Origin of the sequence: Sphingomonas sp. CCH15-F11 (genome assembly GCF_001557005.1) — a bacterium.
Lineage (GTDB): Bacteria > Pseudomonadota > Alphaproteobacteria > Sphingomonadales > Sphingomonadaceae > Sphingomonas.
This window is the reverse complement of sequence record NZ_LSKG01000082.1, coordinates 20,714-33,071: the sequence shown is the minus strand read 5'-3', so window position 1 is coordinate 33,071 and position 12,358 is coordinate 20,714. Positions and strand designations below refer to the sequence as shown.

The following is a 12,358-nucleotide window of genomic DNA, read 5'->3' as shown; positions in this document are numbered from 1 at the left end:
GCTCCGCCACGCCCGCCACGACGGCCAGCGCCAGCGAAAGCGCGGCGGCGATCCAGAGTCCGACTTGCATCGCGACCGCCCCTATCCCATCACTGCCGCACGACAAGACCCCCCGTAGCTGAGGAGCCGTTATGCGCACCCGTTTCGTCCTGATCGCCGCCCTTGCGTCCTGCGTCGGCATTGCCGGCGCGGCCGGCATTGCCGTCGCCAATCATCATGAGGAAAGCCCGATCGCCGCGGCGGTCAAGGCGCCGACCCGCACGCCCGCCAATATGGCGCGCGACAAATATCGCCACCCGGTCGAGACGCTGACCTTTTTCGGCGTCAAGCCGACCGACACCGTGGTCGAGCTGTGGCCCGGCGGCGGCTGGTATACGGAGATCCTGGCGCCGCTGACCAAGGGCAAGGGCACGCTCTATGCCGCCGCACCGATGCCCAACGGTTTTCGCGGGCTGAACGCGCTCAAGGAAAAGGACGCCGCAACCTATGGCGCGGTCAAGATGGCGGCGTTTCCGGCCAAGGACGGCGAACCGACCGTGCCCGATAACAGCGCCGACGTGGTGCTGACCTTCCGCAACGTCCATAACTGGCGCTTCGGTGGCACCGATCAGACCCAGGCCGCGTTCAACGCGATCTTCAAGATGCTGAAGCCGGGCGGGACGCTGGGCGTCGTCGAACACCGCCTGCCCGAAAGCCGCGACGGCGCGGCCGAGGAAAAGAGCGGCTATATGAAGACCAGTTCGGTCCTCGCCTATGCCAAGGCGGCGGGCTTCGAGCTGGTCGGCCAGTCGGAGGTCAACGCGAACCCGAAGGACACCGCGGACTATCCCCAGGGCGTGTGGACGCTGCCCCCCAACTTCGCCGAGAAGGACAAGGATCGCGCCAAGTACGAGGCGATCGGCGAAAGCGACCGCATGACGATCAAGTTCCGCAAGCCGGCCTGACCAGCACGGCGTCATGCCAACAATTGAGGGGCGCTGCCGGCCGGCAGCGCCCCTTTTCTTTCGCCCGAAAGCTGACCGGCAAAGGACACGGGAGGCAGGCCCCGACCGGCGTCGCGTCGTCAACCCGACCTCGTACCGGAATCCACCAAGCTGCATTGGCAACTCCGGGGCTTCCGCTCGCCCGGCGCAGGCTGGCCCTCAGCACCAGGCCCGAGAGACGCACTGAGGTCAATCGAGGTCGTGAACGGATGAACGGCGGATTTCGGCGGGAGGACCGGCCGGCCGACACTGGGTGGAAAGCGGACTGTCGGGTTGCACTCCAAGCGAGGAGACAACAAACGTTAAGCTCGGTCAGTCGATCAATTTTGACATGCTGTAATTGTGCATGGCAACGCCATTGTAGGTGAAGTCGTTGCGAGCTTCGACAACGAAGCCTCGACGTTCGAAAAGACGGCGAGCGCCTTCGCTCGCTTCGACGAAAAGCGTCGTTATCCCAGCTGCTTTGGCCGCGCTTTCCAATGCCGCATAGATCGCCGAGCCGACACCCTGTCCCGTTATATCGGGTCGGCAATACAGGTGATCGATATGTCCATTCGCCTCCAAGTCCCCATACCCTGCTAGGGCACCATCGTCATCGACGGCAACCAAGAATATTCTGTCGCGAGCCTGCTGCACGTACTTGTCAGGCTCAGGCTTGGACGGGCTCCACGCATCAACCTGTTCGGAGGAATAATAGGCCAGCCCAGCTTGACGGACCGACGCATGAAAAAGACTGGCGAGGGCCTCGGAGTCTGAAGCCTCGAATGGCCGTATATGCATCTGTCACGACTACGTCCGGTCTCGGGTGGACTGCAATCCTTCTCGCTATGTCCGCGATGGGGTCGACAGCCGACCGGCGGCTTTTGCGTCTACGGCCTGGCTGAAATTGGCCGGCGCGTAACGGCTTGGGCCGGGACAATGAACGCGCCCCGCCGCCCCCGGTCGGCGTCAGCCCAGCTTTTCGATCTTGGATTGCAGGTCGGCCAACTGGGCACGCAGCGCCGCGATCTCGGCGTCCTTGCCGACGCCGCCCTCGGCTGTCGGTGCTGCCGGCGCCGCGTCGCTGGGCGACCCGCCCGGCTTGAATGCGGAGGTCGCGGCTTCGAACATCGCCATGTTGCGCTTGGCCATTTCGGCGAACGGCGAATTGGCGAACGCGCCCTCGACCGCCGACTTGAACTGTTCCTGGTTGCGGCGAAAGCTCTCCATCGACGCTTCCAGATAGCCCGGCACCATCGCCTGCATCGAATCGCCATAAAGCGCGATCAGCTGGCGCAGGAAATTGACCGGCAGCATCGTCTGACCGCGCGCTTCCTCTTCCATGATGATCTGCGTCAGGACATTATGCGTGATGTCCTCCTCGCTCTTCGCGTCGATCACCTTGAAGTCGCGCCCCTCGCGAGTCATCGCGGCGAGGTGGTCGAGGGTGATGTAGGACGAGGTTTCGGTGTTGTAGAGCCGGCGATTGGCGTATTTCTTGATGATGACGGGACCGCCCGCGGCGGATTGCTTCTTCATGGGATGAAAGCCCTCGACTGTGTCAAATCCGAGCCTATCATCATTTCTTGCGGCACCGCAACACGGCCCCCGCCCCCTGCCCCTGTTTCTTGCCATGTTGCAGCGGGAAACCGCAGCATGCGCCGCGCGCCGCCGCGCCGCACTGGCCGGGCTCGCCGCCTATCAGGCCGCGCCGCGCGTGGCGCGCGCGCCGGCGGGCCGGGAAATTGCGCGGTGCGGTCGGGTCAGCGTGCGTGACCATGGCGGCGCGGCGGCATCGGGGCGGCCGGTGCTGCTGGTCCCGTCGCTGATCAACGCGCCGTTCATCCTCGACCTGTCGCCCGGCCGCTCGCTGGTCGCTTGGCTCGCCGCGCGCGGGCTGCGCGCGATGCTGGTCGACTGGGGCACGCCCGATCCCGCCGAGCGGGAGGAGGATATCTCCGCGCACGTCGCCGACCGGCTCGTCCCGCTGATCGACGCGGTGACGAAGGATGCGGGGGCCGAACCCTTGCTGGTCGGCTATTGCCTGGGCGGCACGATGGCGATCGCGGCGGCGGCGCTGCGCCCGGTCGCCGCCCTCGCCCTCATCGCCGCGCCGTGGCACTATTCGGGCTTTGGCGAGCCTGCGCGCGCGCAGATCGGGCGGCTCTGGGCCCAGACGCAGCCGGTATGCGACGCGTTGGGGCTGGTCCCGATGGAGGTGCTGCAGGCCTGTTTCTGGCAGCTCGATCCCGCGCGCACGATCGCCAAATACGAACGTTTCGCCACGCTCGATCCCGATGACGCGGCCGCGCGCGACTTCGTGGTGCTGGAAGATTGGGCCAATGGCGGCGCGCCGCTGACCTATGGCGCGGGCGCGCAGATGTTCGAGCAGTTCTTCGCCGCCGATACGCCCGGCCGCGGCGCGTGGCAGGTTGCGGGCACGCCGGTCGATCCGCACGCGATCGACATCCCGACGATCGAGTTCGTCGCGCGCAACGACCGCATCGTCCCCGCCGCCAGTGCGCTCGGTCGCGGCGAGGTCCGCCCGCTCGATGCCGGCCATGTCGGCATGGTCGTCGGCCAGCGCGCCCGCGACCAGCTCTGGGCACCGCTCGCGGACTGGTTATCGGGGATCGCGCTCGCTAGATAGGCGCGACCCGACTCAGATCGGTGCCCCGCCAGAGGGCGTCAACCCGCGACAGGAGCCCATGCCCATGACCGACATCGTCATCACCGCCGCCAAGCGCACGCCCGTCGGCAGTTTCCTGGGCGCGTTCGCCGCCACCCCCGCGCACGAGCTGGGGCGGGTCGCGATCGAGGCGGCACTGGCGGCGTCGGGCGTCAGCGGCGATGAGGTGTCCGAGGTCATCATGGGTCAGGTGCTCACCGCCGCGCAGGGGCAGAACCCGGCGCGCCAGGCGTCGATGGCGGCCGGCGTGCCCAAGGAGGTGCCGGCATGGGGCGTCAACCAGGTCTGCGGATCGGGCCTGCGCGCGGTCGCGCTCGCGGCCCAGGCGGTGGCCAATGGCGATGCGACCATCGTCGTCGCGGGCGGCCAGGAATCAATGTCGATGAGCCCGCACGCCCAGTCGCTGCGCCCCGGCACCAAGATGGGCGACCTGAGCCTCGTCGACACGATGATCAAGGACGGGCTGATGGACGTCTTCAACGGCTATCACATGGGGATGACCGCGGAGAACCTGGCCGAGCAATATCAGATCACGCGCGGCGAGCAGGACGAATTCGCCGTCCGCTCGCAGAACCTGGCGGAAGCCGCGCGCAGCGAAGGCCGCTTCGCCGGCCAGATCGCGCCGGTGACGGTCAAGGGCCGCAAGGGCGACACCGTCATCGACCAGGACGAATATATCCGCGCCGGGGCGACGATCGACGGGGTGTCGGGCCTGCGTCCTGCGTTCAAGAAGGACGGGACGGTGACCGCCGCCAACGCCAGCGGACTCAATGACGGGGCGGCCGCGCTCGTCGTGATGCGCCGCGAGGAAGCCGAGCGCCGGGGCGCGCCGATCCTGGCCCGCATCGCCAGCTGGGCGTCGGCGGGCGTCGATCCGTCGATCATGGGCATCGGCCCGGTCCCCGCGAGCCGGCGCGCGCTCGAGAAGGCGGGCTGGACGATCGCCGATCTCGACCTCATCGAGGCGAACGAGGCGTTCGCCGCCCAGGCGCTGGCGGTCGGCAAGGAAATGGGTTGGGACCCCGACCGGATCAACGTCAACGGCGGCGCGATCGCGATCGGCCATCCGATCGGCGCATCGGGCGCGCGCGTGCTGACCACGCTGCTCCACGAAATGGTCCGGCGCGACGCGAAAAAGGGAATCGCCACGCTGTGCATCGGCGGCGGCATGGGGATCGCGATGTGCGTGGAACGCTGAGGGGGATTCGCCCGGCGGTTGCACTCACGTAATATCTGGAAAGCGAAAGGTGGCGTGCGCGAACGATTCGCGCGCGCCATTTATTTTGCATTGCAGCAATGTGACATTGCTACCACAGGTTCGGGCTAAATTCGTTTCGTTCCCGCGGCGAAACCTTGCCAGAATCTGAACAATCCCATCAGTTAGCGACGAAGCGGTGGAAATCGCTGCCACGCACGACAACCATGGGGTCAATGAAAATGAAAATCAGCCAGTTGCTGTCTGCAACGGCGCTTGCCGGCGCCGTTGCGTTTTTCCCTCAGTCCGCCATCGCGCAGGACCAGGAAACGACCGAAGAAAGCCGCGAGCTTCCGGCAACTGAGAATGAGAATCCGGAAGAGATCGTCGTCACCGGCTCGCGCATCCGCCGCACGTCGTTCGATCTGTTCGAACCGACCATTTCGATCGGTTCCCAGTATCTCGAAGACCGCGGTCTGACCAACGTCGCCGACGCGCTGAACGAACTGCCGGGTTTCCGCGGCTCGGTCACGCCGAACGGCGCGCAGGGCGGTTTCGGCCAGGGCGTCAATTTCATCAACTCCTTCGGTCTCGGTTCGAACCGCACGCTGACCCTGATCAACGGCCGCCGCGTGGTGTCGTCGAACGTCACGACCATCTTCGGCAACGCCGCGCCGGGTACGCAGGTCGACCTCAACATCGTCAACCCGATCCTGGTCGAGCGAATCGACCGCGTCGCGATCGGCGGCGCCCCGATTTACGGTTCGGACGCAATCGCGGGCACGCTCAACGTCATCACGAAGAACCGGTTCAACAAGCTGGAGATTCAGGGCACCGCCGCCGTCACCGAATATGGTGACAATTTCCGGTACAATTTCTCGGCCGGCTACGGCCACGATTTTGCCGGCGGTCGGGGCAACATCTCGATCGCGGCGAGCTACGAAGAGGTCGACGGCGTCCTGACCAACGACCGGCCTTTCCTGCGCAATGGTGTCGGCGGCCAGCTGAACCCGACCTCGGCTCTGGCGGCGCAGCTCGGGCCGGCGGGTCGTACGCCGCTCAACGACGGCCGCATCAATCCGAACATCGGGTTCAACGACAGCGCGAGCGACGGCTTCCCCGGCACCGTGCTGGTGACCCGCGCGGGCATCCCCTCGCTCAGCCGCGGCGGCGTGATCGCCAATATCGGCGCGCTGCGGCCGCTCGACTTCAATTACCAGTTCGCGCCGGACGGCACGCTGATCCCGTATGACCGCGGCACGCTGTATGGCGGCGTCATCACGGCCGCGGCTTCACGCAACTCGGACGGTGACGGCTTCGTCTTCAACGACTTCACCCAGATCACCAGCAATGTCCGCCGCATTTCAGCCAATCTGTTCACCAATTACGAGCTGACCGACAATATCCGCGTGTTCGCCGAGGGCCTGTACTTCAACGGTCGCGGCGACGAGCTGATCCAGCAGCAGTCGTTCCAGTCGACGCTGTTCGGCGGCGCCAGCGGCCCGCTGACCTTCAGCGTCAACAACCCGCTGCTGTCGACCCAGGCGCGCAACCTCCTGGTCGCCAACGGCTACTCGACCTTCCGCGTCAGCCGGATCAACCTTGACCTCGGCGACGCGACCGGTGTTTCCGAAAATGACCTGTATCGCGTCGTCGGCGGCACCGACGGCACGTTCGAGGCGTTCGGGCGCTCGTTCAACTTCGAAGTCACAGGCACGTGGGGCCGCACCGACTATCGGGATATCTCCCAGCAGATCAACCAGCAGAACTTCGTCAACGCGATCAACGGCTGCGTGACCAACCCGACGGTCAACGCAACGCCGGGCTTCACGCCCACGGCCGACGCGCGCTGCGTCCCGCTGAGCGTTTTCGGCGAAGGTGCGCCGTCGCGCGCGGCCTCGGCCTATGTGATCCAGGACACCATCGCCAACAGCCGCGTCGAACAATGGGTCATCAACGCCAACGTCGGCGGCTCGCCCTTCGACCTGTTCGGCAACCCGGTCAGCTTCAACGTCGGCTATGAACACCGCGACGAAAGCGCAAATTTCGTTCCCGATCCCTTCCTGCAGCAGGGTCTTGGCCGTTCGGTCGCGATCCTGCCGACCAGCGGGTCGTTCAACCTCGATGAAGTGTTCGGCGAAATCAACTTGCCGATCTTCACGCCGAACAACGATTTCTTCTTCCACAATCTCGAACTGTTCGCGCGCGGGCGCTATGTCGACAACACCGTGAACGGCGGGTTCTTTGCCTGGGCGGCGGGCGGCACCTTCTCGCCGATCAAGGACGTCCAGTTCCGCGGCAACTATACGAAGTCGTTCCGCGCACCTGCCGTCGTCGAACTGTTCGCGCCGGTGACCAATACCTTCACCACCGTCGCCGACCTGTGCGCGCCGGGGAACATCAACGCGGGTCCGGTGCCGGACATCCGGTCGCGCAACTGCGCCGCCTTCCTCGCCCGCTTCCCCAACGCGACCCCGCTCAGCGCGGCAACGGCAACCGTCCCGGGTCGTTCGGGCGGTAACTCGGCGCTGTTGAACGAAGAAGCCAACAGCTTCACCTTCGGCGTGGTCGTGCGGCCGCGCTTCATTCCCGGACTGGTCGTTTCGGTCGATTATCTCGATATCGATCTGAGCCAGCCGATCGCCAACCTGACCGTCGCGCAGATCGTTTCGGGTTGCTTCGACAATGCGAGCTTCAACGCCGACGATCCGGCGAACGGCAACAGCTTCTGCTCGCAAATCCGTCGCGATGCGAATGGCCAGGTTCCCGCCGATCCCGCCAATCCGGCGGTGACCAGCGGCTTCGTCAACGGCCAGCGTATCCTGTTCGAGGGCATTCAGGCCGAGGCCGACTATGTCACCAAGCTCACCGGTCTGAAGGTGCCGGGCAGCGTCTCGATGGCGGGCAGCCTGTTCTACGTGAAGCGCCGTATCGTCGACACGACGGGTATCGCACCGGCACGTTCGGACGGAATCCTTGGCGATCCGGAGTTCCAGGGTCAGCTGCGTCTGCGTTACTTCAACGACAGCTTCGCGATCTCGACCAACATCAATTATACCGGCGAACAGCTCGTTTCGCGCTTCAATCGCGCCCCTGGCCCGAACGACAACCGCGAATTCGACCAGTATGACGATTACGTGACGATCGACGCCAGCATCAGCTTCGACGTGAACGAAACGTTCCAGCTCAGCGGCTCGGTCACCAACCTGACCAACCGCGTCGGTCAGGAGTATTTCGGGATCATCGCCCCGGCATCCGTCAACGACCCGTTCGGACGCCGTTTCGCGATCACGGCGCGCGTTCGCTACTGATCCGTTCGTTCAACGCATTCCGGGCCGTCCGCCACAAGGCGGGCGGCCCTTTTTTTCGTGTCAGCACCACACCCGCTCGAACCGTCGGCCCAGCCCGGTCAGCAGCTCATATTGCGACATCCCGCTCGCCGCCGCCGCTTCGGGCAGGGCATAGTCGACGGCGATCCAGTCGCCCTCGCGCACGTCCAGCCCCGTTACATCGACGATCGTCAGGTCCATCGACACCCGGCCAAGCACCGCGCGCACGTCGCCGCCGATCCGTGCCCGACCGACGCCGCTGAATCCGCGCCAATAGCCGTCGGCATATCCCAGGTTGAGCGTCGCCAGCCGCATCGGCTGCGCGGCGGTGAAGGTCGCATTATAGCCGACCGCATCCCCCGCCGCGATGTCGCGGCACTGCAGCACCTGCGCCGCGATCCCTACGACCGGGCGCAACGCGTCCGCCAGGGCGGCGACCGGCACGCCGCCATAGATCGCGAGGCCCGGCCGGGTCAGGTCGAACTGATAATCCGCCCCCAGCGCCACCCCCGCGGAGTTGGCGAGGCTGCGCCGCCGCGCCGGCACTCCCGCCGCCATGGCCGCAAACGCATCGCGCTGGCGCGCGTTCATCGCGTCGTCGGGCGCGTCCGCGCACGCCAGGTGGCTCATCAGCGTGTCGATCGTCAGACCTGCCAGCGCGCCGCCGCCCGCCTCTGCCGGCGACAGGCCCAGCCGGTTCATGCCGGTGTCGATCATCACGTCGCAGCGCGTGCCGCCGGCGTCGCGCCAGCGGGCGACCTGGTCGACGCTGTTCAACACCGGGCGCAGATGGGCGGGCGCGGCCATAGCGACGGCCAGGTCGTCGGCCCGCACCCCGTGCAACACCGCCACGTCCAGGCCGAGGTCAGCGACCGCCAGCGCCTCTGCCCAGGTCGCGACATAGAAGTCACGGCATCCCGCCGCCGCCAGCCGGGTCATCACCGCACGCGCGCCCAGCCCGTAGCCGTCGGCCTTGACCGCCGCCCCGCACGCCGCCGCGCCGCTCATTCGCGCCAATGCCCGCCAATTGTCGCACAGCGCCGCGCCGTCCAGCATCAGGCGAAGGGGGGCGGCGGGCGGCGGCGTCGGATCGATCATCGTCGCGGCGGATAACGCCGGGCGCGGCGATGCGCCAGCCCGCGCGCGCCGATCAGCGATCCTCCACCCCGCGCGGCGGGCCATAGCTGAACCCGACCAGCGTCACCGCCAGCGCGACCACCACGACAGCCATCGTGTACCACAACCCGGCATAGGGATCGCCGGTGCGCGCGACGATGTACTGGCTGATGAAGGGCAGGAACCCCCCGAAATAGCCGGTGCCGATATGATAGGGAATCGACATCGAGCTGTAGCGGATCCGCGCCGGGAACATCTCCGTCAGCAGCGCGGCAACCGGCCCATAGGTCGCCCCCGCCAGCGCGCTCAGCAGGATGATCGACAACAGGATGACGACGATGTGCCCGGCCGGCGGCACCACCGGGTCGACCGGATAGCCGTTGGCGCGCAGCACGTCGTCCAGGCTGGCCATCATCCGGTCGGGCACCGGCGTGCCGCCGATCGACATGGCGAGCACCGGCGTCACCTCGGTCGTGTAGCTGATGCCGCGCTTGGACAGATAGTCGAGCACCCGCCCGCATTCGTCGGCCTGGACACTCGCGAACGGATCGAACGCACAGTTGGGCCCCGACACGATGATCGGCGCATGCGCCGACGCGCGCGCCAGTCCGGGATTGGCCGCCGACCCGATCGTCCAGAAAATCGGGAACAGCAGCACCAGCGTCGCGAAATAGCCGAGCGTGATCGGCAGCTTGCGCCCGGTGCGGTCGGAGATACGGCCAAACAGGATGAAGAAGCCCAGCCCCGCCATCGCCCCGCCGCCGACCAGCAGCTGCGCGGTCGTCTCCTCGACCCGCATCGGCCCCTGCAGGAACGACAGGACCGAGAACATCGCGGTGTACCAGATGACCGTAAGGCCCGCCGCGATGCCGAACAGCGCGATCAGCAGGCGGCGCTTGTTGCCGGGATAGGTGAAGCTTTCGAGGAACGGGTTGGCCGACATCTGGCCCGCCGCCTTCATCTTGGCGAAGACCGGGCTTTCGGACAGCTTGAGCCGCATCCACAGCGAAATGGCGAGCAGCACGATCGAGAACAGGAAGGGCAGACGCCAGCCCCAGTCGTTCCACACCTCGCGCGGCAACACGCCCTTGAAGCCGAGCACGACGATCAGGCTGAGGATGAAGCCGCCCGCGACGCTGGCCTGGATGAAACTGGTGTGGAAACCGCGCTTGCCGCGGGGCGAATGCTCGGCGACATAGATCGCCGCACCGCCATATTCGCCCCCCAGCGCCAGCCCCTGGAGCACGCGCAGCAGGATGATGATCGCGGGCGCGGCGATCCCGATCGTCGCATAGCCCGGGACCAGCCCGACGCCCGCCGTCGCCACGCCCATCAGCGTGATCGTCACCAGGAACGTGTATTTGCGTCCCAGCCGGTCGCCCAGATAGCCGAACACGATCGCGCCGAGCGGCCGGAAGCCGAAGCCGACCGCAAAGCCGGCCCAGGCGAGCAGCGCCTGCAATGTTTCGTTGCCGCTCGGGAAGAAGGTGCGGCCGATGATGCCGGACGCGGCCAGCGTGCCATAGATGAAGAAGTCATACCATTCGAACGCGGTGCCCAGCGACGACGCGGTGATGACCAGGCGCATCTCCGCGGGCGACGGCTCGTCCTCGCTCTCGACATAGGCGACCGGGTCGGCGCGGCTGACCATGAATTTCCCCTCTTCCACTCGTCTTCGACTGTGTAGCGGGTCGCCATCGCCGGACAAGGGGCGCGGGACGGCGGGTGCCGGACTTGTTGGCGGGCGCGCACGCCGGTAAAGCCCGCCGCCAGGGGAGGACGCCAGACCGCAAGCGATGACGACGACCGAGATTTTCCTCATCGCGATGCTGCTGATCTTCAGCGTGCCCTATCTCGCCTGGCGGCTGGGGCGCACCGATTACTGGGCACCGCTCGTGGTGGTCCAGATTGTCGGCGGCATCCTGCTCGGCCCCGGCGTGCTGGGGGCGGCCTTTCCCGATTATTATGCCTTCGTTTTCAACCCCCAGGTCATCGCCGCGCTGAACGGCATCGCCTGGTGGGCGGTGATGCTGTTCGTCTGGATCGCGGGGATCGAGCTCGACCTCAGCCAGGCCTGGGCAAAGCGGCGCGAAACCGGCGTGACCGCGGGCCTCGCGCTGGTGACCCCACTCGCCTTCGGCGGTGTGGCGGCACTGGTCATGCTGCGCTTTCCCGGTTGGGCGGGAGCACAGGGCGCACCGTGGCAGGTGGTGCTCGGCATCGGCATGGCGTGCGCGGTCACCGCGCTGCCCATCCTCGTCCTGCTGATGGAAAAGCTGGACGTGCTGCGCGCACCCGTCGGCCAGCGCATCCTGCGCTATGCCAGCCTGGACGACATCGCGATCTGGGGCGTGCTCGCGATCATCCTGCTCGACTGGGCACGCGTCGGGCGCCAGGCGGGCTTTCTGTGCGGCTTCGCGGCCGCCGCGCTGCTGATGCGGCGCGTGATGGCGCGGATCGATGAACGCGACCGCTGGTATGTCAGCCTGATCTGGCTGGCGGGCTGTGGTTTCGCCGCCGACTGGGCGGGCATCCACTTCATGGTCGGCGCGTTTCTAGCGGGCGCGGTGCTCGATGCGAAATGGTTCGACCAGGCGCGCATGGACCTGTTCCGCAACCATGTGCTGCTGGCGATGATGCCGGTCTTCTTCCTGTCGACGGGCCTGCGCACCCGATGGGATGTCGGTGGCACGGCGGTATTCGCTGCCGCCGCGTTGCTGCTCGTCGCGTCGGTCGCGGGCAAGCTGGCGGGGGTCCACCTCGCTGGGCGCATCCTCGGCTGGGCGCGGGGCGAAGCGGGGATCATCGGCTGGCTGCTCCAGACCAAGGCGCTGATCATGATCATCTTCGCCAACATCCTGCTCGACCGTCAGATCATTACGAACGCGACGTTCACCGCGCTGCTGCTGATGGCGGTGGGATCGACGATGCTGACCGTGCCGATGGTCGCGCCCCGGCTGAAGCGGCTGGCGGGGGTCGTGGGGCGCGCAGGATAACGCCGTCGCCCCGGAGAAGGCCGGGGCCACTGGCAGGGTGGCGCCACCTTGGTGAGCGGCCCCGGCCTCCG

Annotated in this window: 9 protein-coding genes; 5 read left to right on the top strand and 4 right to left on the bottom strand. The window is 66.7% G+C overall.

What is annotated here, in order from left to right; all coding sequences use genetic code 11:
* The first annotated feature begins 131 nt into the window (after nt 1–131).
* On the top strand, nt 132–944 hold the full coding sequence (locus tag AX709_RS07815; protein WP_082731020.1) for a class I SAM-dependent methyltransferase: 813 nt from the start codon (nt 132–134) through the stop codon (nt 942–944).
* A 351-nt stretch (nt 945–1,295) separates the two neighbouring features.
* Here the strand turns inward: AX709_RS07815 and AX709_RS07810 are convergent, their stop codons facing one another.
* Entirely contained in the window at nt 1,296–1,763 is a 468-nt protein-coding gene (locus AX709_RS07810; protein ID WP_066480464.1) for a GNAT family N-acetyltransferase, read from the bottom strand.
* Nucleotides 1,764–1,931: 168 nt separating this feature from the next.
* A complete protein-coding gene (gene phaR, locus AX709_RS07805; RefSeq protein WP_066480462.1) occupies nt 1,932–2,501 on the bottom strand; it encodes a polyhydroxyalkanoate synthesis repressor PhaR in 570 nt (189 codons plus the stop codon).
* A gap of 94 nt (nt 2,502–2,595) precedes the next feature.
* On the opposite strand from phaR, the gene AX709_RS07800 reads away from it, so the two are divergent.
* From AX709_RS07800 to AX709_RS07790, 3 genes are all read left to right on the top strand, one after another.
* On the top strand, nt 2,596–3,612 hold the full coding sequence (locus AX709_RS07800) for an alpha/beta hydrolase (RefSeq protein ID WP_156454196.1): 1,017 nt from the start codon (nt 2,596–2,598) through the stop codon (nt 3,610–3,612).
* A gap of 64 nt (nt 3,613–3,676) precedes the next feature.
* Nucleotides 3,677–4,849, top strand: a complete 1,173-nt coding sequence (locus AX709_RS07795; protein WP_066480459.1) for an acetyl-CoA C-acetyltransferase — start codon at nt 3,677–3,679, stop codon at nt 4,847–4,849.
* A 239-nt stretch (nt 4,850–5,088) separates the two neighbouring features.
* Nucleotides 5,089–8,157, top strand: a complete 3,069-nt coding sequence (locus tag AX709_RS07790; RefSeq protein WP_066548446.1) for a TonB-dependent receptor domain-containing protein — start codon at nt 5,089–5,091, stop codon at nt 8,155–8,157.
* Nucleotides 8,158–8,217: 60 nt separating this feature from the next.
* Here the strand turns inward: AX709_RS07790 and alr are convergent, their stop codons facing one another.
* Both alr and AX709_RS07780 read right to left on the bottom strand, forming a co-directional pair.
* Nucleotides 8,218–9,273 carry an alanine racemase gene (gene alr, locus AX709_RS07785; protein ID WP_066548438.1) on the bottom strand — a complete coding sequence of 352 codons (1,056 nt, stop codon included), beginning with the start codon at nt 9,271–9,273 and terminating at the stop codon, nt 8,218–8,220.
* 52 nt (nt 9,274–9,325) lie between these two features.
* Nucleotides 9,326–10,879 (bottom strand): MFS transporter, encoded by a 1,554-nt coding sequence (locus AX709_RS07780; protein WP_082731021.1) that lies wholly within the window; start codon nt 10,877–10,879, stop codon nt 9,326–9,328.
* 208 nt (nt 10,880–11,087) lie between these two features.
* On the opposite strand from AX709_RS07780, the gene AX709_RS07775 reads away from it, so the two are divergent.
* On the top strand, nt 11,088–12,287 hold the full coding sequence (locus AX709_RS07775) for a cation:proton antiporter (RefSeq protein WP_066548432.1): 1,200 nt from the start codon (nt 11,088–11,090) through the stop codon (nt 12,285–12,287).
* Nucleotides 12,288–12,358 lie beyond the last annotated feature (71 nt).

What these genes read in the sequence shown, in the direction of transcription:
- AX709_RS07795 (WP_066480459.1), top strand. Translation starts at nt 3,677, where the DNA reads ATGACCGACATCGTCATCACCGCCGCCAAGCGCACGCCCGTCGGCAGT.
- AX709_RS07800 (WP_156454196.1), top strand. Translation starts at nt 2,596, where the DNA reads ATGTTGCAGCGGGAAACCGCAGCATGCGCCGCGCGCCGCCGCGCCGCA.
- alr (WP_066548438.1), bottom strand. Translation starts at nt 9,273, where the DNA reads ATGATCGATCCGACGCCGCCGCCCGCCGCCCCCCTTCGCCTGATGCTG.
- AX709_RS07810 (WP_066480464.1), bottom strand. Translation starts at nt 1,763, where the DNA reads ATGCATATACGGCCATTCGAGGCTTCAGACTCCGAGGCCCTCGCCAGT.
- AX709_RS07775 (WP_066548432.1), top strand. Translation starts at nt 11,088, where the DNA reads ATGACGACGACCGAGATTTTCCTCATCGCGATGCTGCTGATCTTCAGC.
- AX709_RS07815 (WP_082731020.1), top strand. Translation starts at nt 132, where the DNA reads ATGCGCACCCGTTTCGTCCTGATCGCCGCCCTTGCGTCCTGCGTCGGC.
- AX709_RS07780 (WP_082731021.1), bottom strand. Translation starts at nt 10,879, where the DNA reads ATGCGCCTGGTCATCACCGCGTCGTCGCTGGGCACCGCGTTCGAATGG.
- AX709_RS07790 (WP_066548446.1), top strand. Translation starts at nt 5,089, where the DNA reads ATGAAAATCAGCCAGTTGCTGTCTGCAACGGCGCTTGCCGGCGCCGTT.
- phaR (WP_066480462.1), bottom strand. Translation starts at nt 2,501, where the DNA reads ATGAAGAAGCAATCCGCCGCGGGCGGTCCCGTCATCATCAAGAAATAC.